The organism is Streptococcus sp. HMSC078D09, assembly GCF_001813675.1.
Classification (GTDB): Bacteria; Bacillota; Bacilli; order Lactobacillales; family Streptococcaceae; genus Streptococcus.
In genome coordinates, this window is sequence record NZ_KV813675.1 from 496636 (window position 1) to 519598 (window position 22963).

The following is a 22963-nucleotide window of genomic DNA, read 5'->3' on the forward strand; positions in this document are numbered from 1 at the left end:
GGCTAGGACTTTTGTCCCAGCCTCTTTTGTACTAGATCAACAGAAAAACGGATGCTGTCTAAAAATCTTGCATTTTTTTGCAATTTAGGTTACAATGAAGACTATAAAAAACGCGTAATCCCTAGGGTCTTTCCCTCAGGGAATTTTGTGTGTTTTGACCTATTTTCGATGGAAAGAAGCTTTGCTTCTACCGCAGGAAAAAGTATGAATAACATTGGAGGTAATAATGATTCGATCCTTAATTTCCGAGATCAAAGAATTCAAGAAGCCCTCGTTTTTGGCTTCCTTGTTCATGGTCTTTGAAGTCATGTTTGAGATTTCGATTCCCTTTGTCATGGCGAGTCTTTTGGACCAGGGTGTTCAACAAAGAAACATGAACAATATTTTGCTTTACGGTGGGCTCATGCTGGTCTGTGCCTTTCTCTCCCTCTTTTGTGGGATGCAGTCTGCCCGTTATGGCGCCTATGCATCGGCTGGTTTTGCCAAAAACCTTCGTCGGGCTATTTTCAAAAAGGTTCAAACCTTCTCATTTGAGAATATTGATCAGTTCTCATCAGGTGGGTTAGTCACTCGGATGATGACGGATGTGACCAATGTGCAAAATGCCTATCAAATGGTGATCCGGATCTGTGTACGGGCACCGCTCAATTTGATCTTTGCCATTGTAGCTTGTTTCATGATCAATGCGGAAATGGCCATGATCTTTGTCTATGTGACCATCTTTTTGGCAGCTGTCTTAAGCATCATCATGAAGATTGTGTATCCGCTCTTCACAGAAGTATTTGAAGCATATGACAATCTCAACAACAGCATTCAGGAAAACATCACCAATATGCGAGTGGTGAAGTCTTACGTTAAGGAAGCAGATGAAACCGTTAAATTCAAGAAGGCTTCACGTTTGATTTATAACATGTTTATGAAGGCTATCCGTGTCGTTGTCTTGAGTAGCCCAGCTATGATGCTTTCCATGTATGCTTCTTTCCTTTTGATCTCTTGGATCGGGGCTCATCTGATCGTTGGTGGTCAACTCTCTACTGGGAATTTGACTTCTATGTTTAGCTACACCATGACCATTCTCATGTCGCTCATGATGTTCATGATGATCTTTGTCATGTTGTCGATTTCCATGGCTTCTGTCGAGCGGATCAATGAAGTCTTAACGACCAAAACGACGATTGACTCCCCAGAAAATGGGATCAAAGAAGTCGCTGATGGTTCGATCAACTTTGAAGATGTGACTTTTGCTTATACCGATGAAAATGGCGACAAGACCCATGTCTTACAAGGGATTAATCTTTCTATTCGTTCAGGGGAAGTGATTGGTATCTTGGGAGGAACAGGATCAGGAAAATCAAGCTTGGTGCAGTTGATTCCTCGTCTCTATGATGTCGAGTCTGGTCGGGTGACAGTAGCAGGCCACGATGTCAAAGAATACGATCTTGATTCCCTTCGTAAGCAAGTGGCCATGGTTCTTCAGACCAATGTCCTTTTCTCTGGTACGATTAAAGAAAATATGCGCTGGGGAAATAAGGATGCGACAGATGAAGAGATCATCGCAGCTTGTAAGATTGCCCAAGCCGATGAATTTATTCAAGATTTCAAAGAGGGTTATGACACCATGATTGAGCGTGGGGGATCCAATGTCTCTGGTGGTCAACGCCAGCGTCTTTGTATCGCGCGTGCCCTTCTTATGAATCCGAAGATCTTGATCTTGGATGATTCGACTTCGGCAGTCGATACCAAGACAGATAGTTTGATCCGTCAAGGATTGGCAACCAGCTTGAAAGAGACGACCAAAATCATCATTGGTCAACGGATTTCCTCTATTCAAGATGCAGATCGCATCATCGTGATGAATGATGGCCAAATCGATGCGATCGGTCGTCACGAGGAATTGCTTGCGACCAATGCCATCTACCAAGAAGTATATGAAATGCAAACACAAGGGAAAGGAGAAGCAGATGAAAACTAAGAAAAAAGCAAATCTAGGCTCTATCCTTCGCCTGCTCGACTTCCTTTGGAAAAACTACAAGCTATCCTTGATTGTTTCCTTTATCTTAATCATTCTATCGTCTCTTGCGACGGTCAATGTGACAGCTTCGATTCAGTCCTTGGTCGATGTCTATGTGGAGCCCATGCTGACAAGCAACAGCCATGATTTTGGACCGCTCTTGTCCTTCTTGACACGGGTTGGTTTGATCTGTTTGATCGGGGTACTTGCTAACTATGGCTTTACCTTGATTATGGCGACCGTTTCACAAGATTCACTTAGAAGTCTTCGAAATCAGTTGTTTGCTCGCATGCAAAAACTGCCGGTACGTTACTTTGACACCCACCAACATGGGGACATCATGTCTATCTATACCAATGATATTGATGCCCTTCGCCAAGCGATTGAACAATCCATTCCTCAACTCTTATCCTCAGCGATTACCATCCTTGGGGTAACGATTACCATGCTGACGGTTAGTCCACTCCTGTTCTTGATTGTTCTTTTCATGGTTATCGTCATGGTCTTTATCATCAAGGATGTTTCTGGTAAATCAGGTCGTTACTTTGGCGCCCAACAAAAGAACTTGGGGATTGAGAACGGCTTTATTGAAGAAATGATGTCTGGTCAAAAAGTGGTCAAGGCCTTTGTGCATGAAAGAGAAAGCATTGAGGATTTTGATCGGATCAATGACCAACTCTTTGAGTCTTCGTACCAGGCCAACCGCTATGCCAATGTCCTCATGCCAATTCTTGGGAACTTGGGAAATGTTTCCTTTGTTCTGACAGCCTTGATCGGGGGCCTCTTTGCGCTAAACGGCGTCGGTGGTTTAACCATTGGTGGTCTCATGGCCTTTCTGCAATTGAACCGTTCCTTCACAGGTCCCATTGCCCAAGTTTCTCAACAATTGAACTTTGTCCTCATGGCCTTGGCTGGTGGAGATCGTGTTTTTGATCTCTTGGACGAAGAAGAAGAAGTCGACCAAGGAAAAGTGACGCTGGTCAATTATGAACTAGTCGATGGAGAAATGGTCGAAACCGATCAGAAAACCAACAAATGGGCTTGGAAACACCCTCGTCCAAATGGAGATTACCAGCTTGTGAAGATGGTCGGAAATGTGGTCTTTGATGATGTTGATTTCTCTTATGATGGGAAGAAACAAATCCTTCATGGCATCAACTTGTACGCGGATAAGGGGCAAAAAGTGGCCTTTGTCGGAGCGACTGGTGCAGGAAAAACAACCATCACCAACTTGATCAACCGCTTCTATGATATTCAGTCTGGAATGATCACCTATGATGGGATCGATATTAAATTGATCGAGAAAGATTCTCTTCGTCGTTCCCTCGGAATCGTTCTTCAAGATACCCACTTATTCACTGGTACGATTGCGGAAAACATCGCTTATGGCCGTGCTGATGCAACACGGGAAGAAATCCTTGAAGCAGCTCGGATTGCTAATGTGGATTCCTTTGTCAAGCACTTGGATCAGGGCTATGAGACAGTCTTGACAGATGATGGGGCTGGCCTATCTAATGGTCAACGACAATTGATCGCCATTGCCCGTGCAGCCCTAGCCAATGCGCCTGTTTTGATTCTGGACGAAGCGACGTCTTCTATTGACTCACGGACAGAGAAGATGGTGCAAGAAGGGATGGACCGCTTGATGGAAGGCCGGACAGTCTTTGTCATTGCCCACCGTCTATCGACAATTGTCAATTCCGATGTGATCATGGTGATGGACCACGGACGTATCATCGAACGAGGCAACCATGCTTCCTTGATGGCAGAACGTGGCACCTATTACCGCCTCTACACCGGTGGACTTGAAATTGATTAAAGAAAAAAAGCTTGAGCATTGGCTCAGGCTTTTTTGGCTTATGGATAATGACTTCTTAGAAACTTTCCTTAGGTGAGTACGGACGTCAGCGAACTTCTACGAAGTTCCATGACTAATTATTGAGCCTAAGGTCTCAATAATTCCGAGTGCCTGAAACGTTATTGTTTCAGGCACTTTTCTCACAGCGGAAAGTTTCGAAAATAAATAGTCATTCATCAAAAAGCCTGACTTCACTTTCAGGCTTTTTGCTTATTTTTCAAGCAATTCTTGGATCAATTCTTCCATGGCAGCTGGCTCTGTTTTGGAGGAGAAACGTTGGGTGACTTGGCCTTGTTGGTCGATGACAAATTTTGCGAAGTTCCATTCGATGCGTTTGCCAAGTGGTCCGGCTGCTTGGCTTTTAAGCCAGTCATAGAGAGGAAGGGCTTCTTTGCCATTGACCTTGGCTTTGGCGAATCGTGGGAAGGTGGTCTGGTAGTTGAGGCTGCAGAAGCTATTGATTTCTTCTGCCGTTCCTGGTGCCTGCCCCATGAATTGGTTACAGGGAATGTCTAGGATTTCAAGCCCCTTTTCCTGGTAGCTTAGGTAGAGATCTTGCAGTCCTTGGTATTGCGGGGTTAGGCCACAACCTGTCGCCGTATTGACCACGATAAGAACCTTACCTTGGTAGTGAGAAAGGGGAATTTCCTCTCCTTGTTGGTTTTCTAAAGAAAAATCATAAATGCTGGTCATAGGTGGTATCCTTTCTGTCTCTTCAGCTTTTATTGTAGCACAAATGTCCTAAAATTGGGCCAAGAGGAGCATGACTTCTTGCTTTAGTCCCTCCTGTGAAAATGATATAATAAAAAGATAACAAGCTCTCAAGAAAATGCCAAAAGGAGAACGGATCGGATGAAATTACTCTATACGGATGTTCGGACCCCCTTGACCCAGGTCCTGACACAAGAAGCCGTAGGGTTAGTAGAACAGGGCAAGCGTGTGTTTTACATTGCACCCAACTCTCTTTCCTTTGAAAAAGAAGCCAAGGTCTTGTCCTATTTAGAAGGTCAGGCTTCTTTTGCTATTACCGTCACGCGCTTTGCCCAAATGGCTCGTTATTTCATCCTGAATCAGGTTTTTGAGGAGCAACCCTTGGATGATATCGGTCTCGGCATGCTATTTTTTAAAGCTCTTTCCCAGATGAAGGAGCAGGATCTCAAAGTTTACGGGGCCCTGCGCAAGGATCCTCAGTTTATCCAGCAACTGGTCCAGCTCTATCATGAATTGCAGACAGCACAGATGGATTTTACCGATTTGGAGTTGCTCGAGGAAGCTGAAAAAAGAGAGGACCTCTTGGCGATTTTTGAAGCAGTCTCTGAGATGCTGGTCAAGCATCAGTATGAATCCCAGTCCAAGATGGCCTTTTTCTTCAACCAGGTTGAAGAAGGGCAGCTGGAAGAGCAATTAAAGGATGTGGCGATCGTCGTCGATGGCTTCACGCGTTTTTCTGCAGAAGAAGAGGCCTTGATTAGTCTCCTTCACCAAAAAGGAGTGGAGATTGTCATCGGGGTCTATGCCAGTGAAAAAGCCTATCGAGCAAGCTTCAGAGAGGGCAATCTCTATCAGGCCAGTGTTGACTTTCTCCTCCAGCTGGCTAAGACTTTTCAGGTTCAGCCACAGTATTGTGGGCAAGCGATCGAAGACTCCTTTAGTCGCATTACCCGCATGCTAGAAGCGCGCTACGATTTTTCACAAGTGGAAGATGAGATAGGGGACCAAGATCGAACAGCGATTCAACTCTGGCAAACCAACACGCAAAAAGAAGAGTTGGAATATGTCGCTAAATCCATCCGTCAGCGTCTTCATGATGGGGCACGCTATCGGGATATTCGGGTCTTGTTAGGCGATGTAGAAGCTTATCAACTGCAGCTCAAGACCATTTTTGATCAGTATCAGATTCCCTTTTACTTGGGACGAAGTGAAGCTATGGTCCACCATCCCTTGATTCAGGTCATTGAATCATTAGGTCGGATCAAGCAGTTCAATTACCAGACAGAAGATGTCATCAACTTGTTAAAAACGAGTCTCTATAGTGATCTGACGCAAGCAGAAGTCGATGCTTTTGAGCAATATCTTCGTTTTGCGGAAGTAAAAGGTGCTACAAAATTTCACAAGCCTTTTACTAGCAATCGTCAGGGTAAGTTCAATCTAGAGGAGCTCAATGCCCTCCGGGAACGCGTCGTAGAACCTCTAGCTCCCTTCTTTTCACAGCGCAAACAAAAGGTGACCCATCTCTTAACCGCCTTTACAGAGTTTCTGCAAGAGGCCCAGCTTTCTCTGAATCTACAAGCTTTGATCAAGGATCTAGCCTTGGAAGAGCAGGAGCGCTATGACCAGGTCTGGAAGGCCTTTCTCCATGTCTTAGAGGAGTTGAACGTGGTCTTTGAGGACCAAGAGCTGACAGTGGATGACTTTTTGGCCCTCCTTTTATCGGGGATGCAATTGTCTCAATACCGGACAGTTCCTGCTACGGTCGATGTGGTGACGGTTCAGTCCTATGACTTGATTGAACCCTTGACAGCGCCTTATGTCTACGCGATCGGGCTGACCCAGGAGCGTTTTCCAAAGATTGCTCAGAACACCTCTCTACTCAGTGAAGAAGAGCGCCAGCAGCTGAATGAGGCCACTCAAGAAGGAGCAGAGCTCCAGGTGGTGACCAGCGAAAATCTCAAGAAAAATCGCTTTGTGGCAGTTTCGCTCCTCAATGCGGCGACCAACCAACTGGTTCTATCGGCCCCTAGCTTGGTCAATGAAATGGAAGATAGTGTCTCTCCTTACCTTGTAGAATTGGCCAAGGAGCCCATTGCCATCGAGTGGACGACCAAACAAGCCCAAGCCTCGAGTGATGATATCGGGACCTACCGAGCCCTCTTAGCGCGCGTGATCGAACTCCATCAAGAAGAGATTACGAGTGAGTTGTCTCCTGAAGAAGCCAGCTTTTGGGGTGTTGCGGTACGGGTCTTGCGCAAGAAATTAGCCGCTGAAGGCATCCAGATTCCTCAGATTTCAACGGAATTAAAGAGCCGTCAGCTTCAGTCGGATACGCTTCAAGCGCTCTATCCAGAGGGCAAAGCCTTGACCTTATCCGCTTCTGCCTTGAATGAATACTACAAGCACCAGTATGCCTTTTATCTGCGCTATGTCTTGGGCTTACAAGAGGATGAAACCATCCGGCCAGATGCCCGCAGTCATGGGAATTTCCTGCACCGAATCTTTGAAAAAGTCTTAAAAGACAGCTCCGATCAAGCTTTTGATCGGCGTTTAAACGAGGCGATTCGAGAAACCAGCCAAGAAGCAGAGTTTCAGCAATTGTATGGAGAAAATGGAGAGACCGAGTTTATTCGCAACTTGCTTCTTGATACCGCGAAAACAACGGGGCGTGTCCTCGCCCAGCAAAATGGTATCGAGACCATCGGTGAGGAGACCCTCTTTGGTGGAAGTGCCCACACCTCTTATCCATTGTCTGATGGCCGTCTCCTGCAGCTACGAGGCAAGGTGGATCGCATTGATCAATTGAGGGATCGGGGAGCCCTCGGAGTCGTGGACTACAAGTCCAGTCTGACACAATTTCACTATGACAAGTTCTTTAATGGACTGAATTCTCAATTGCCGACCTATCTTTCTGCGATTCAGGATTTGAAGGAATACCAAGAGGAGCAGGGGATTTTCGGAGCCATGTATTTGGAAATGGGAGATCCTGTAGTGGATCTGAAAAAGACCAAGACAGTAGAGGATGCCATCAATCAAACCATGAAAAGTCAACAGTACAAGGGGCTCTTTATGGCAGATCAGGCGCCTTATCTAGGCGAGGCTTATGATAAGAACAAGGCCATGATGCTGAGTAAGGAAGAACTGGACCTGCTCCTCTTGTACAACGCTTATCTCTATAAAACAGCAGCAGAAGGGATCCTCAAGGGGCAATTTGCCATCAATCCCTATAGTGAAAATGGGCGCAATATCGCACCATATGTGGAGCAGTTTAAATCCATCACAGGATTTGAAGCCGATCGTCACCTAGGTCAGGCACGATTCTTGACCAAACTAGACCAAAAAGGAATACGCGGTGAAAAGGTGAAAGCCGCTTGGATCGAGAAGATGAAGGAGGTCTTGAACAAATGATCAAACAAGCATTTTTGACAAGAGAAGAAATCAAGGCCCTTCAGGCCCAAGAGGCAGCTTCTACCAAAGAGCAAAAGCGAACACCAGAACAGATCGATGCCATCTATAGTTCGGGGACCAATATCCTGGTGTCAGCCTCTGCTGGATCAGGAAAGACCTTTGTCATGGTGCAAAGGATTTTGGATCAGATCCAGCGAGGCATCTCGATTAAGGAACTCTTTATCTCGACCTTTACGGTCAAGGCAGCAGGAGAGCTCAAGGATCGTTTGGAAAGTGAACTTGGAAAAGCCCTGCAAGCGAGCGATGATCCAGAGCTCAAGCAACACCTGGCCCGTCAAATCGCAGATGTCGCCACCAGCGATATCGGAACCATGGACTCCTTTACCCAAAAGGTCCTAACGCGCTATGGCTATTTGCTTGGGTTGGCACCCCAGTTTCGCATTTTACAAAACGCCAGTGAGCAACGCCTCTTACAAAATGAAGTCTTTCAAGCTGTTTTTGACCGCTATTACCAGGGGGAAAACCAAGAAGCCTTTGTGCAGATGGTCAAGAATTTCACGGGGCAGCGCAAAAATTTGACCTTGTTTAAAGAACAGATCTACCAGATCTATGACTTTCTTCAGTCGACCAGTGATCCGGAGAAATGGCTGGAAGAGCATTTCCTAAAAGGTTATGAAGAGACCGATTTTGACCAGGTGGAAGCTACTCTGATGGAGAGCATCCAGCAGGCCCTCTATGAGGCAGAAAGCTTTTTTGCCTTTCATTTGTCCAATGAGGGCCAAGCATTTGGTAAGGCCAAATATTTGGAAGCTGTAGAAGAGGTGCTCGATCAGATTGGAAGCCTGACAGGTCGCACCAATAAAAAGCAACTGACCTCTGTCCTAAAAGCTGTCGTCGCGATTAGTCGGGCTTCAAATGGGGGAGCTTTGACCAACAGAGCCCGTAAGGAAGAGTTGAAAGAGTTAGTCACAGCCTATAACCAGGATAAAACCATACATATCAATCGCCTCAGAGACTTGGAAAATCAGCTCTATCAGCTGGAATTTCAACAAACCTTCCACCAAGAAGAAGGCCCCATGCTCTCCTTGCTGCGGGACTTTATCAGAGACTTTGCTCGCGCTTACTTGGAGCGAAAAATCCAAGAAAAAGCTTATGAATTTGGGGATATCAGTCATTTTGCCATTCAAATTTTAGAGCAATTCCCAGAAGTGAGACAAGCCTATCAAGAGCGCTATCATGAGGTCATGGTCGATGAGTACCAGGATACCAACCACACCCAAGAGCGGATGTTGGACTTGCTGTCAAATGGCCACAATCGCTTCATGGTGGGAGATATCAAGCAATCCATTTACCGCTTCCGTCAGGCAGATCCACAGATTTTTAATGATAAATTTAAGGCCTACCAAGAAGAAGGGGCGAAAGGGCGGTTGATCCTCCTCAAGGAAAATTTCCGTAGTCATGTGGAGGTATTGGACGCGACCAATGATGTCTTTCGCCATTTGATGGATGAAGAGGTGGGCGAGATTGACTACAATCAAACCCACTATCTGGTTGCAGGAAGCGACAAGCAGCGGATGGCCTTGCCACAACATCGGGCAGAATTTTTGCTCTATGATGGCAGCCAAGACCAGGAAGAAAAGACTGAAGACGAGGAAGCTACCCTTGGTGTCGAGACGATTTCCAAGGGAGAAATTCTCCTGGTCATCAAAGAAATTTTACGTCTCCATCGGGTAGAAAAAGTGCCCTTTAAAGAGATCACCCTCTTAACGGCGACTCGAACGCGAAATGATGCGATTCTGGAATCCTTTGACCAGTACCATATTCCGATTGTGGCAGATAGCGGACAGGCGCATTATCTTGAGTCACTGGAAGTGATGGTCATGTTGGATACCTTGCGGACCATCAACAATCCCTTGCATGATTATCCCTTGGTTGCTCTCATGAAATCCCCCATGTTTGACTTTGATGAGGATGAATTGGCACGGATTTCCTTGCAGATGCTTCCAGAGCAAAAGCAAGTGGCCTTCTACCACAAGGTCCAGTTAGCCCTTGAAAAGACTGCAGAGCAGGCACGGTTGATCGATGCCAAGCTCTCAGCTAAAATCGAGAACTTCCTCAAAGTTTTATCTACTTGGCGGGCTGTTGCCAAGACCCATTCGCTCTATGATTTGCTGTGGAAAATCTATGAGGATCGCTATTACTATGACTATGTCGGCGCCCTTCCAAATGGGGCCCAGCGCCAGGCCAATCTCTATGCCTTGACGCTTCGGGCCAATGATTATGAGAAGGCCAGCTTTAAGGGCTTGTCGCGCTTCATTGCCATGATTGACAAGGTGATCGAAAATGAACACGATTTGGCTAGCGTCCCTCTTGCGGCTCCAAAAGATGCCGTCCAGCTCATGACCGTCCATAAGAGTAAGGGGCTGGAATTCAAGTATGTCTTTATTCTCAATATGGACAAGGCCTTTAACCGTAAGGATCAATCGGGACCGATTATCCTCAGTCGTCAAAAAGGGATTGGCTTTAAATATGTTGCGAACCTGCCGGTTGAGACAGAGAATCCAGCTGCTCCAGAGACTATTCGTCTGCAGATCGAAACGCCTTGCTACCAACGGAACGTGGAAGAAACAAAGTTGGCCACAATTTCTGAGCAGATGCGTCTTCTATATGTTGCGATGACACGGGCTGAGCTCAAGCTCTATCTGGTCGGAAAAGGCAGTGAAGAAAAAATGCGTGATACCGATTGGGGGACCAGTCGCAATGGCAAATTGGATCCGGAAAAACGAAAAGCATGGACCTCTTATCAGGACTGGCTCTTTGCGATTCAAGATGTGTTTACCAAGAATACCCTGGCCTATGACACGCGTTTTGTGACAGATGAAGACCTGACACCAGACCAGTTGGAACCACTAGAGAAGGAGAAGGATTCCCGCCTGGATCAGCTCAAGGATGTCCGTCAGTCAGAGGATATTCGTCGGGCCTTGGATATCTTGGAAAATGTTGATCGGCTCAATCAGCTCTATGCTCCGGCCATTCATTTGCCAAGTGTCCGTACACCTAGTCAGATCAAGAAATTCTACGAGCCGGTCATGGATGCCAATGGCGTCCAGATCATGGATGCAAAGACTGTGACACCTGACTTTGAGCTTCCAACTTTTGGTCAAGAAAAAGCCGTGACAGGAGCCCAGGTCGGTAGTGCTGTCCATGAACTCATGCAGCGCGTGCCTCTTGAAGAAGAAATCACGCTGGATACGCTGCGTCAAGCCTTGGAGCAAGTTAAAGCAGAGCCAGCGGTCAAAGCCCGCATCAAGCTAGAGGCCATCCTGGCTTTCTATGAGACCCCTTTGGGGACCTTGCTTCAAAAAGAAGCCTCTCGAGTCCGTCGCGAAGCTCCCTTTGCCATGCTGAAGAAAGATCCAGCCAGTGGTGAGGACTTCGTCGTGCGGGGGATCTTGGATGGTTACGTGGTGCTAGAAGACCGGATCCTGCTCTTTGATTATAAGACGGATCACTACAAGGTTCCTAGCCAATTGGTCGAACGCTACCGGGATCAGCTCGATCTCTATGCAGAAGCTCTTCGTCGTTCTTATGGCAAAGAGCAAGTAGAAAAATATCTCGTGCTTCTAGGTGGCCCCCATCTAGAAGTGGTGAAAGTGGAGTAAATCATGGCAATTGCACAGGAAAACATCGAACGGATCCAAAGAATGGAAGGTTATTTGAATGACTATGCCAAAACTTTGGAAGAAACCAAAAAAGCAGTGGATCAGCTAAGAGAGCATCAAGAAAGCTATATCCAACTGCGCGATTATTATAGTAGTCAGGCCTATTTTGATGATTTGGACTTGTCCAATCAAGCTGACTTTCCAGCAGATCTACCATGTGGTGTCTTGTCCGAAGATGCCGTCTATGATTTATTAGACGAGCATTTTCAGATGGGAGTCGAACTCTTGGAGATCGCAACGAAGATGATCAAAGAACGGTGAATTCATTCTTTATATTTTATCTTTCCTTAGGTGACGGCGGACGCTAGCGAACTTCTACGAAGTTCCATAGCTAATTATTGAGCCTAGGGTCTCAATAATTCCGAGTACCTGAAACAGCTCCTGTTTCAGGTACTTTTGTCACTGCGGAAAGAAAAATATGTAAATGATGACATAGAGAATTGTGGGATTACTTGACTAATTCATTGGATATTTCGACTGACTTATTAAAATGTAAAAGCAACTAACAGATACAAAAAAAGCTCCGGTTTCCCGGAGCTTTTTGAATGATTAGTGTGAGACACGGCGACGTGCTGCTTTTTTGCGGTTTTCTTCGATGAAAGCTGCTTTTTGTTCTTCTGGTTCGATTACTTTCTTCTTGAATGTGTAAACTGCACCTGCGACAGCAGCAACTGTACCAGCAACACCAGTAACAAAACCTTTACCAAATCCTTTAGCCATGAGAATTTCTCCTTTTCTGAACTTTAAATATTTATGTTATAATATATGGTAACGAAAAAACGTGAATTTTGCAAGGAAAAACGATGAAAACCAAGATAATTGTGATTGTGGGACCGACTGCTGTTGGAAAGACAGCTCTTGCGATCGATTTAGCACAAGCTCTCAATGGTGAGATTATCAGTGGCGATAGTCAACAAGTCTATCGCAAGCTGGATATTGGAACAGCCAAGGCGACACTAGAAGAGCAAGCCGCAGCTCCCCATCATTTGATCGATGTGCGGGAGGTGACCGAGTCTTACTCGGCTTTTGATTTTGTAAGAGAAGCTAAGACTGCGATTGAGGATATCACAGCTCGAGGCAAGCTTCCTATCATTGCAGGTGGGACGGGTCTTTATATCCAAAGTTTGCTCGAAGGTTATCATCTAGGTGGTGAAGTTCCTCATGAAGAGATTCTGGTCTATCGTGCTCAATTGGACTTGCTGTCGGATGAAGACTTGTACCAAAGAGTGGCGGAGCAAGGACTTGTGATTCCTCAGCTCAATCGCCGTCGGGCCATGCGGGCTCTTGAAATTGCGCATTTTGGGCAGGACTTAGCAAACGAAGAGACCGATTATGAACCCTATCTCATCTGTCTAGATGATGAACGGTCCTTGATCTATGATCGCATCAATCGCCGAGTAGATCGCATGCTAGAGGAGGGCTTGCTGGATGAAGCTCGGTGGCTCTATGATGACCATCCGGAAGTTCAGGCAGCTAAAGGCATTGGCTACAAGGAACTTTTTCCTTACTTTAAGGGAGAGCAGAGCCTTGAGGAAGCCAGTGAGATCCTCAAGCGCAATACGCGTCGCTTTGCCAAACGGCAGTTGACCTGGTTTCGAAATCGAATGGAAGTGACCTTCTACGCCATTTCTGCCCCCCACTTCAAGGAGCAGGTTCTTGCAGATGTAAAGGAGTTTTTACAGCATGATTGAAACAGAAAAAAAACAAGAACGCATCCTTCTGGTCGGTGTGGAACTTCAAGGCATGGACAATTTTGATATGTCAATGGAGGAGTTGGCAAGTCTGGCTAAAACAGCCGGTGGAGATGTCCGGGGCTCCTATACACAAAAACGGGAGAAATACGACACCAAGACCTTTGTCGGCTCAGGAAAACTAGAAGAAATCGCACAAATGGTCGAAGCAGATGAGATTACAACGGTAGTGGTCAATAACCGCCTGACCCCCCGTCAAAATGTCAACTTAGAAGAAATCCTTGGGGTCAAGGTCATTGACCGGATGCAGTTGATTTTAGATATCTTTGCCATGCGGGCTAGGAGTCATGAAGGCAAGTTGCAGGTGCACTTGGCCCAGCTCAAATACCTCTTGCCACGCCTTGTCGGTCAAGGGATCATGCTCAGCCGTCAGGCTGGGGGAATTGGTTCTCGTGGACCAGGGGAAAGTCAGTTGGAGTTGAATCGCCGGAGCGTTCGCAATCAAATCACAGATATCGAGCGTCAGCTCAAGGCAGTTGAAAAGAACCGGGAAACCCTTCGTGAAAAACGCTTGGAATCACCTGTTTTCAAGATTGGTTTGATCGGCTATACCAATGCAGGAAAGTCGACCATTATGAATCAGTTGACCAGTAAGAGTCAGTATGAAGCCGATGAACTCTTTGCGACCTTGGACGCCACAACCAAGAGCATCCACCTAACAGGCAATCTGCAAGTGACGCTGACCGATACGGTTGGCTTTATCCAAGATCTACCAACAGAGTTGGTATCAAGCTTTAAGTCGACCCTGGAAGAAAGTAAGAATGTAGACCTCCTGGTCCATGTCATCGATGCGTCTGATCCCAATCATGAAGAGCATGAAAAGACGGTGCTTTCGATCATGAAGGACCTGGATATGCTGGAGATCCCTCGCTTGACGCTTTACAACAAAGCAGATAAAGTAGCAGACTTTACACCAACCCAGACACCTTTTAGCTTGATTTCAGCGCGCTCTGAGACAGCCCGTGAAGATCTCCAGGCTTTGCTCCTAGAAAAACTGAGAGAACTCTTTGTTCCCTTTACCATTCGCGTTCCCTTTTCAAAATCTTATCGGACACATGATCTAGAAACAGTTGCGATCATTGACCAGCGCGAATTTGAAGAGGACGTCGAGGTCATTCAGGGCTATATCGCAGAGAAAAATAAGTGGAAGTTGGAAGAATTTTATGACGGATTACGTTGATTTAGCAATAAAATATGGAGGCTATACCAGCCTCGATCGGGTCTATCTGACCAATCTTTTAAGCACGATCCCTGAGGAATTGCGTCTCCGTGTGATTACGCCTCCCCCAAGTGTGATCAACGCCTATTTTGCTGAGCTCTATCAAAAGAAGAGCCCCAAGGAGGCCATGGATTATTTCTTGGACCTGAGCCGGGCATTTGACTTATTCACAGTTCAGCAAAGCTTTGACGAACGGAAGCCTTTTATCCGCCTCAACTTATCTGGGAAGTCTTATGGCTTGGCTTACGTAAATGAAGAGCTAGCCTGTGTCTTTGCTGAACATCCAGCAGAGGCTATCACTCCCGCCATTTTATTTGAAATCGCAGAGATCTTTCCGCATTGCTTGGTCTTTGAAAAAGATGGCAAGATCTGCTTGCAAGATGCTAGCCCAGAAGTGGTCACCAAAACAGAAGTCCTCTCAGCCCTGACTGACTTGATGACCTTGGAAGATGGACGCTTGAAACTGTCAGGATATAACCAAGAGGAACTCCTCGAGCTAGCGCAAGCCTACCCAGGCAACCTTTCTTTCCGTTCAGAAAACAGGACGGCCATGATTTATATAGATAGAAAGTAGACAATGGACATTCAATTTTTAGGAACGGGAGCTGGGCAACCCTCAAAAGCCCGTAATGTATCGAGCTTGGCGCTCAAATTGCTGGACGAGATCAATGAAGTCTGGCTCTTTGATTGTGGCGAAGCGACACAGAATCAAATTTTAGAAACGACCATTCGTCCGCGAAAGGTTAGCAAGATCTTTATCACTCACTTACACGGAGACCATATTTTTGGTTTGCCAGGTTTCCTTTCTAGCCGGGCCTTCCAGGCCAATGAAGAGCAGACAGATCTGGATATTTATGGTCCAGCAGGCATCAAATCCTTTGTCATGACCAGTCTTCGCGTATCAGGCTCTCGTCTGCCTTACCGCATCCATTTTCATGAATTCGATGAACATTCTCTGGGTAAGATTTTAGAAACCGATAAATTCACGGTTTATGCGGAAGCTTTGGACCACACCATTTTCTGTGTGGGTTACCGGATCATGCAGAAGGACTTGGAAGGGACACTCGACGCAGACAAGCTCAAGGCAGCGGGCGTCCCATTTGGACCGCTCTTTGGCCAGGTCAAAAATGGACAAGATGTCACCCTGGAAGATGGGACTAAGATCATTGCAGCGGATTATATTTCAGCCCCTCGGCCTGGTAAGATTATCACGATCCTTGGAGATACCAGAAAGACTGATGCCAGCGTCCGCCTTGGAGTCAATGCGGATGTCCTCGTCCATGAGTCTACCTATGGCAAGGGTGATGAGAAGATTGCTAAGAAACACGGTCACTCGACAAATATGCAGGCGGCAGAAGTAGCGCGTGAAGCTGGAGCCAAGCGCCTTCTTCTCAACCATATCAGTGCCCGCTTCTTATCAAAAGACATCAGCCAATTGCGCAAGGATGCGTCCAGCATTTTTGAAAATGTCTATGTCGTCAAAGATTTGGAAGAAGTGGAGATCTAAGATGCGAACCATTCTCATAACAGGAGCAAGTGGAGGCTTGGCCCAAGAAATGGTCAAGCTCCTCCCTGAAGACCGGCTGATTCTCCTAGGTAGAAATCAAGAAAAACTGGAACAACTCTATGCCAGTCATCCTCAAGCTGAATGCATCGGGATCGATATCACTGATTCCTCAGCTGTCCAAGATTTGGTAGAAGAGCTCTATCAGCGCTACGGGCAGATCGATATCTTGGTCAACAATGCAGGCTATGGGATCTTTGAAGAGTTTGACCAGATTACCAATGAGCAAATTCATGCTATGTTTGAAGTCAATACCTTTGCCCTCATGCAGCTTTCACGCTTGATGAGTGCGCACATGAAGGAAGCAGGCAAGGGGCACATCGTCAACATCGTCAGCATGGCGGGACTCGTCGCAACTGCCAAATCCAGCCTTTATTCGGCCACCAAGTTTGCGGCCATTGGCTTCTCGAATGCCCTGCGGTTAGAACTCATGCCCTTTGGTGTCCATGTGACGACGGTCAATCCAGGCCCCATTCGGACCACTTTCTTTGATCAGGCAGACCCAGACGGAAGCTATGTCAAAGCTGTGGATCGCTACATTTTGGAACCGGACTTTGTAGCCAAGAAAATTGTCAAAAACTTTGGAAAAGCAAAACGTGAGCTCAATCTGCCTTGGCTTTTGAACCTGACCCACAAGCTCTATACCCTTTTCCCTCGCATCTCGGACAAGCTAGCCTGCAAGATGTTCAATTACAAATAGGAGGAGATAGATGGCAGCGAATATTCAAGCCTATTTAGAAAACCTCCGGCAACCTTGGGGACAGATCTATTATGATATCCTTTTTGCACAATTAAAAGACATCAAAGGCAAGCGAGTCCTTGATTTTGGCAGTGGTTTTGGCCTTGTAGCCAATCACCTAGCGCAAGACAATGAGGTCCTTGCTGTAGAACCAAATGAAGAAATGGTCGCCTTGCGGGCCCAGGACCATCCCTACCAGCAACTGGTCGGAAGTCTGGATCAGTTAGCAAGTCTTGAGGATGCTAGCTTTGATGTCATTCTCTGCCACAATGTCTTGGAGTATGTAGAGGATCGCAAGGTGATTCTAAAGGCATTCACTCGTCTCTTGAAACCAGGAGGCCTGCTCTCTATCGTCAAGCACAATGAGGTTGGCCGCGTCCTACAGACCGTCGTTTTTGAAAATGATCCTCAGAAGGCGCTTGATCTCTTAGCAGGTCAGGACTTGGAAACTCACTCCATGGGTTTGGCACAGGCCTATGATCTAGATAGAGTAGTAGAAGATCTAGCCCTCAAAGTTCAGGACTATCAGGGAATTCGAGTCTTTTATGCCTTGCAGGACAATCGCTTCAAGGGCCAAGAAGGCTGGCGAGAGTCTATGCTTAAGATGGAGCTGGCCGTTTGCCAAGAGCCGCCTTACCGGGATATCGCCTTCTTCCAGCACTATACCTTAAAAAGGAGTTAAGATGGTACATTACAAACAAGAAATTCCAGCGTTAGCAGACTTACTCGCACTCTATAGCTCAGTCGGCTGGACCAATTATACCAACAACCCAGCTATGCTGGAAGAAGCTGTCAAAGCCAGTCTCTGGCAGTTGGCCGTCTATGATGAGAAAGAGCTCGTTGCCTACATTCGCTTGGTAGGAGATGGCCACTCGGTTCTTTTGGTGCAGGACCTCTTGGTGCAACCAGATCACCAGCGTCAAGGCATCGGAAAGAAACTCTTAGAAGAGGCTTTAGCGACCTTCCCCACTGTCTATCAACGGCTCCTCGTCACAGAACGTAGCGAGAAAAATTTAGCCTTTTACCAATCCTTAGGCTTTGTCGAACTTTCAGAGCAAGCCTGTACAGGGATGATTTATATGAAATAAGAGAGTGGGACAGAAATCGGTAATTCGTTAGAATTCGATTTCGTCGTCCCACCTCCGCACAGTTGAGTAGGGCTGTAAAAGCTGATGAAATCAGCATAGTAGAGCCCACTCAACCACTGCGTCTTGCTCAACAATCCAAAAATAATTGAGAGGCTAGGACTTTTGTCCCCAGCCTTATCTATTTGACTGACAAAAGGGGGAATAGGGATAGAGCTAAGTAATACGATAGCAACTATTTTTAAATATTTTGTATTTTCAAATATTCCAACTATTACCTGACCTTTTATTTCCCGCCATTTTAGCCTTTCATGATATAATATTCAGATAAGAAAAAGAGGAGACCAAAAGCTAGATGATCACTTCAAAATACGATTGGCAGTTAGCTTCGCCAAGTGCAGATGACGCCTTTTTAGCCCTTGCCAAAAAAGCAGGCCTGGAAGCGTCCGTAGCAACCTTGCTGTATGAGCGTGGCATTCAGACCAAAGAGGATTTAGAAGACTTTTTAGAGCCCAAGTTAGAGAAACTTCACGACCCTTATTTGCTCCATGATATGGACAAGGCAGTGGAGCGCATCCGACGGGCCATCGAAGATTATGAGCAGATCCTCATCTACGGAGACTATGATGCGGACGGGATGACCTCAGCCTCCATTATGAAGGAAACCTTGGAGCAGATGGGAGCAGAGGTGCAAGTCTACCTACCCAACCGCTTCACAGACGGCTACGGTCCCAATGAGAGTGTCTATAAATACTTTATCGAGCAGCAAGGCATTTCCCTGATTGTTACGGTGGACAATGGTGTGGCGGGTAATCAAGCCATTGCCATGGCCCAAGCAATGGGAGTCGATGTCATCGTGACCGACCACCACTCTATGCCGGAGGTTTTACCGGATGCATATGCGATCATTCATCCCGAGCATCCAGATGCGGATTATCCCTTCCATTATCTAGCAGGATGTGGTGTGGCCTTTAAGTTGGCCTGTGCCCTCTTAGAGGAAGTACCAGTCGATCTCTTAGACCTGGTAGCAATTGGGACCATTGCTGACATGGTGAGCCTGACAGATGAGAATCGGATCCTGGTCAAATTCGGTCTGGGTGTTCTCCAACATACCCAGCGCATGGGCTTGCAGGAACTCTTAGAGATCGCAGGGATTCGTCCGGAGGATGTCAATGAAGAAACGGTTGGTTTTCAGATTGCTCCTCGTCTCAATGCCCTTGGCCGCCTCGATGATCCCAATCCGGCCATTGAACTCCTGACAGGATTTGACGATGAAGAGGCGCACGAGATTGCCCTCATGATTCATCAAAAGAATGAAGAACGAAAAGAGATCGTCCAAAGCATCTACGATGAAGCAAAAACTATGGTCGATCCAAGCTTGTCCGCTCAGGTCTTGGCCAAAGAAGGCTGGAATCCAGGTGTGCTTGGCATTGTCGCCGGCCGTCTATTAGAAGAGCTTCATCAGCCAGTTGTTGTTTTAAGCATCGAAGATGGACGAGCTAAAGGGAGCGCTCGCAGTCCTGAGTCGGTCAATATTTTTGAGGCCCTCGATCCTCACCGGTCGCTCTTTGTCGCCTTTGGCGGACATGCTGGTGCAGCAGGAATGACGCTCGAGGCAGACCAACTTCCTGCCTTGTCTCAGGCTCTTACGGGTTACATTAGAGAGCAAGAGATTGATCTCAGCAGCAAGTCTAGCTTAGCCATCGACGAGGAACTGCATCTAACAGAACTAACGCTTGAGACCTTGAAAAGCTTTGATCGCTTGAGTCCTTTTGGCATGGACAATAAAAAGCCGGTCTTTCTGGTCCGTAATTTCAAGGTAGAAGGGGCGCGCTCGATGGGAGCCGGCAATACCCACTTGAAACTCAAAATTTCTCAAGAAGATGCGACCTTTGAGGTGGTTGCCTTTGGCTTGGGAAGCTTAGAGGCAGAGTTTGCACAGGCGCAAGACCTAGAGCTAGCTGTGCAGTTGTCGGTCAACCAATGGAATGGTCAAACGACCCTCCAGCTCATGCTGGTTGATGCGCGTGTGGATGGTGTGCAGCTCTTTAATATCCGCTCTAAAAATGCCAGCCTCCCCGCAGGTGTTCCCATTCTTGATTTTACTAAAGAACTGCCAGATCTGACAGGGGCATCCTCTGTTGTAGTTGGAAATATCCCTGAGGATTTAGAGCAACTACGACAAATCTTCCAAGAGCATGATTTTCAGGCCGTTTATTTTAAAAATGAGATCGCCAAAGCCTACTATCTGACAGGATACGGTAGCAGGGATCAGTATGCCAAGCTCTATAAGACCATCTACCAGTACCCGGAATTCGATGTCCGCTACAAACTCAAAGACCTAGCGGCCTATCTCAATATCCAGCAGATCCTCTTGGTCAAAATGATTCAGATCTTCCAAGAGCTGGGCTTCGTGACCATTGAAAATGGCATCATGAAGGTTAATAAAGAAGCAGAAAAACGCGAAATCGCAGAAAGTAGCATCTACCAAAACCTCAAACAAACCGTTAAAGAACAGGAGTTGATGGCCCTTGGAACGGTTCGTGAAATCTACGACTACCTGACAGGTCAGGCCTCATGAAAAGACATCTAAAATATTTTCTATGGCTCACTCCTATCCTACTTTTTTGCCTTTATTGTTTGGGAATCTACCTGAGCCTAAAAAATCCCATGGAGGAGATTGTTTACTCTGAAAATGGTGGATGGATACGCTATGTAATGTTTAAGCCCTTTACAGAAACGATAGGAAATGATGGTATCTAGAAAGAAGATGAGGGATTTCAAATCTACCCTATTCAGATAAAATCGTTGGTGGTCAGGAAGACCTGTCCGTCATGATGTTTCGAGACAGTTCGAAATGGGTTTATAGGTATAAATATCAGTTAAGAGAAAATGTATCGGTTCGTATGATGTTCAAATACAATTCTAAAAAAAGAGCATTGATTCAAGAAGAAGTCTATCTTTATGCGGATGATAAAGAAGTAGAAGGGAGTGATTTTATACAAAAACTTGCCAACTACGGCAAAGACCGTGCGTGGTTGAAAAAGCAAAGTAAGAAAGTGGCCGAGCAATACATCCTTGGTACCTGGTTCAAGAATGGAAGTTCCCGTTATTCCCTGAAAAACTTGGGAAATATGAAAATCGAGTACGATAAATTGGTAGAAGAATAGTAAGCATGTTTCAAATTCCAATCCCACATCATTTTTCGGATGTGGGATTTTTGGTTTTAACGCGGGAATTTGGGAAAATGATTTGGCAAAAAATGATGCAAGTTAGTAGAATTCATGATATAATGAAATGTAAAAAATTTTTTATGAAAGAAAGTTAACCATGAATTTAAAAGATTACATTGCAAGCATTGAAAATTATCCGCAAGAAGGAATTACCTTCCGTGATATCAGCCCTTTGATGGCAGATGGCAATGCTTATAGTTATGCGATTCGTGAAATCGTTCAATACGCAACGGATAAGAAAATTGACATGATCGTTGGTCCTGAAGCGCGTGGGTTCATCGTTGGATGTCCGGTCGCTTTTGAGTTGGGAATTGGATTTGCGCCGGTTCGTAAGCCTGGTAAATTGCCACGTGAAGTCATCTCAGCTGACTACGAAAAAGAATATGGTGTCGATACCCTCTGCATGCACGCAGATGCCATCAAACCAGGTCAACGCGTCCTTATCGTTGATGACCTCTTGGCGACTGGTGGTACGGTGAAAGCAACCATCGAAATGATCGAAAAACTCGGTGGAGTTGTTGCAGGATGTGCCTTCTTGATCGAGTTGGATGAATTGAAAGGTCGCGAAGCGATCGGCGATTACGACTACAAAGTCTTGATGCATTACTAATATAGTCTAATACTATAACTGGCTACAGAAAAACCATAATTGAAAACTATAAGCTCCTATCATATAATGTTAGTTAAGAACTTGTAAGATGGGAGCTTTTTATGCCAATTACTCTAGATAAAAAATTACCAGCAGTCGATATCCTTCGTTCAGAAAATATTTTTGTCATGGATGATGTTCGGGCGACTCACCAGGATATTCGGCCGATGAATGTTCTCATTCTTAATCTGATGCCGACCAAGGTTGCGACAGAAACCCAGCTCTTACGGCTCCTTGCCAATACGCCCTTGCAGATCAATGTAGATTTCCTCTACATGGCGAGCCATGAATCCAAGAATACAGCGGCTGAGCATTTGGAGAGCTTCTACAAGACCTTTGAGGATATCAAGGATAATTACTATGACGGCTTGATTGTGACAGGAGCACCTGTCGAAAAGATGGACTTTGAGGAAGTAGACTACTGGGAAGAATTGACCCAGGTTTTTGAATGGTCTAAACGGCATGTCTTTTCGACCTTGCACCTTTGTTGGGGAGCGCAGGCTGGACTGTACCACCGTTACGGGATTCAAAAAGTAGAGCTCTGTGACAAGCTATCGGGTATCTATGATCAAGCAGTGGTGCGTCCCGATAGTCTGCTCATGAGAGGCTTTGACGATCGCTTCCTTGCCCCTCATTCTCGTTATACAGATATTCCTTTGAAGGAAGTCCTTGAAAAGAGCAATCTTCAAGTGATCGCTCAAGGAAATGAAGTTGGGCTTTCCATCATTGCCAGTCCAGATATGCGTGAGGTCTATAGCTTTGGCCATCTGGAGTATGATCGCGACACGCTGGCAAAAGAATACCACCGAGATGTCAAGGCAGGCTTGGATCCAGACGTCCCTAAGAATTATTTTGATGGGGATGACGCTAATACAGAGCCTCGCATTCGTTGGAATCTAGCTGCGACGACCTTCTTTAGTAATTGGATCAACTATGCGGTTTATCAAGAAACACCTTACCGCTTGGAAGAATTGGAAAAAGATATTTCATTTTATGGTTACCTATAAAGGGGA

The 22963-nt window shown here is 46.0% G+C and carries 19 protein-coding genes; 17 read left to right on the top strand and 2 right to left on the bottom strand.

Going from position 1 to position 22963, the window contains the following annotated elements:
- Positions 1–226: 226 nt before the first annotated feature.
- The gene (locus HMPREF2926_RS07655) at positions 227–1972 is read left to right on the top strand and encodes an ABC transporter ATP-binding protein (protein ID WP_070587175.1); all 1746 of its coding nucleotides are present in this window, start codon (positions 227–229) and stop codon (positions 1970–1972) included.
- Positions 1962–3830 carry an ABC transporter ATP-binding protein gene (locus HMPREF2926_RS07660; RefSeq protein WP_024054982.1) on the top strand — a complete coding sequence of 623 codons (1869 nt, stop codon included), beginning with the start codon at positions 1962–1964 and terminating at the stop codon, positions 3828–3830. Before HMPREF2926_RS07655 ends, HMPREF2926_RS07660 begins: the two co-directional genes overlap by 11 nt.
- A gap of 249 nt (positions 3831–4079) precedes the next feature.
- Here HMPREF2926_RS07660 and HMPREF2926_RS07665 read toward each other — a convergent pair whose 3' ends face one another.
- Complete coding sequence (locus HMPREF2926_RS07665) at positions 4080–4562, bottom strand: glutathione peroxidase (protein ID WP_070587176.1); 483 nt, start codon at positions 4560–4562, stop codon at positions 4080–4082.
- Positions 4563–4721: 159 nt separating this feature from the next.
- Between HMPREF2926_RS07665 and rexB the strand changes: the two genes are divergently transcribed.
- The 3 genes from rexB to HMPREF2926_RS07680 are packed head-to-tail and all read left to right on the top strand — an operon-like array spanning position 4722 to position 11971.
- Complete coding sequence (rexB, locus tag HMPREF2926_RS07670) at positions 4722–7988, top strand: ATP-dependent nuclease subunit B (protein ID WP_070587178.1); 3267 nt, start codon at positions 4722–4724, stop codon at positions 7986–7988.
- On the top strand, positions 7985–11650 hold the full coding sequence (gene addA / locus HMPREF2926_RS07675) for a helicase-exonuclease AddAB subunit AddA (protein ID WP_070587179.1): 3666 nt from the start codon (positions 7985–7987) through the stop codon (positions 11648–11650). Before rexB ends, addA begins: the two co-directional genes overlap by 4 nt.
- A 3-nt stretch (positions 11651–11653) precedes the next feature.
- Positions 11654–11971 carry a DUF4298 domain-containing protein gene (locus HMPREF2926_RS07680; protein WP_049522948.1) on the top strand — a complete coding sequence of 106 codons (318 nt, stop codon included), beginning with the start codon at positions 11654–11656 and terminating at the stop codon, positions 11969–11971.
- Between the two features lie 288 nt (positions 11972–12259).
- Here HMPREF2926_RS07680 and HMPREF2926_RS07685 read toward each other — a convergent pair whose 3' ends face one another.
- Positions 12260–12430, bottom strand: a complete 171-nt coding sequence (locus HMPREF2926_RS07685) for a DUF3042 family protein (RefSeq protein WP_003002781.1) — start codon at positions 12428–12430, stop codon at positions 12260–12262.
- Between the two features lie 83 nt (positions 12431–12513).
- Here HMPREF2926_RS07685 and miaA point away from each other — a divergent pair, with 83 nt between their 5' ends.
- The 12 genes from miaA to metA all read left to right on the top strand — a co-directional run bounded on the left by miaA (position 12514) and on the right by metA (position 22957).
- Positions 12514–13401, top strand: coding sequence for a tRNA (adenosine(37)-N6)-dimethylallyltransferase MiaA (gene miaA, locus HMPREF2926_RS07690; RefSeq protein ID WP_070587180.1), 888 nt, complete (start codon positions 12514–12516; stop codon positions 13399–13401).
- Entirely contained in the window at positions 13394–14641 is a 1248-nt protein-coding gene (gene hflX / locus HMPREF2926_RS07695; protein WP_031576943.1) for a GTPase HflX, read from the top strand. Before miaA ends, hflX begins: the two co-directional genes overlap by 8 nt.
- Entirely contained in the window at positions 14625–15254 is a 630-nt protein-coding gene (locus HMPREF2926_RS07700) for a cystathionine beta-lyase (protein ID WP_070587182.1), read from the top strand. Before hflX ends, HMPREF2926_RS07700 begins: the two co-directional genes overlap by 17 nt.
- Before the next feature lie 3 nt (positions 15255–15257).
- Positions 15258–16187: a ribonuclease Z gene (gene rnz / locus HMPREF2926_RS07705; RefSeq protein ID WP_014713571.1), complete on the top strand. Its 930-nt coding sequence runs from the start codon at positions 15258–15260 to the stop codon at positions 16185–16187.
- Position 16188: 1 nt separating this feature from the next.
- Positions 16189–16944, top strand: a complete 756-nt coding sequence (locus HMPREF2926_RS07710) for an SDR family NAD(P)-dependent oxidoreductase (RefSeq protein WP_070587184.1) — start codon at positions 16189–16191, stop codon at positions 16942–16944.
- Between the two features lie 10 nt (positions 16945–16954).
- Complete coding sequence (locus HMPREF2926_RS07715; protein WP_070587186.1) at positions 16955–17665, top strand: class I SAM-dependent methyltransferase; 711 nt, start codon at positions 16955–16957, stop codon at positions 17663–17665.
- Position 17666: 1 nt separating this feature from the next.
- Entirely contained in the window at positions 17667–18071 is a 405-nt protein-coding gene (locus HMPREF2926_RS07720) for a GNAT family N-acetyltransferase (RefSeq protein WP_070587188.1), read from the top strand.
- Between the two features lie 352 nt (positions 18072–18423).
- Positions 18424–20649 carry a single-stranded-DNA-specific exonuclease RecJ gene (recJ, locus tag HMPREF2926_RS07725; protein ID WP_070587189.1) on the top strand — a complete coding sequence of 742 codons (2226 nt, stop codon included), beginning with the start codon at positions 18424–18426 and terminating at the stop codon, positions 20647–20649.
- Positions 20646–20831: a TipC family immunity protein gene (locus HMPREF2926_RS11335; protein ID WP_256263024.1), complete on the top strand. Its 186-nt coding sequence runs from the start codon at positions 20646–20648 to the stop codon at positions 20829–20831. Before recJ ends, HMPREF2926_RS11335 begins: the two co-directional genes overlap by 4 nt.
- 71 nt (positions 20832–20902) lie before the next feature.
- A complete protein-coding gene (locus tag HMPREF2926_RS11340; RefSeq protein WP_256263025.1) occupies positions 20903–21238 on the top strand; it encodes a TipC family immunity protein in 336 nt (111 codons plus the stop codon).
- Between the two features lie 160 nt (positions 21239–21398).
- Positions 21399–21911, top strand: a complete 513-nt coding sequence (locus HMPREF2926_RS07735) for an adenine phosphoribosyltransferase (protein WP_003007878.1) — start codon at positions 21399–21401, stop codon at positions 21909–21911.
- A 101-nt stretch (positions 21912–22012) separates the two neighbouring features.
- Positions 22013–22957, top strand: a complete 945-nt coding sequence (metA, locus tag HMPREF2926_RS07740) for a homoserine O-acetyltransferase MetA (protein ID WP_003011482.1) — start codon at positions 22013–22015, stop codon at positions 22955–22957.
- Positions 22958–22963 lie beyond the last annotated feature (6 nt).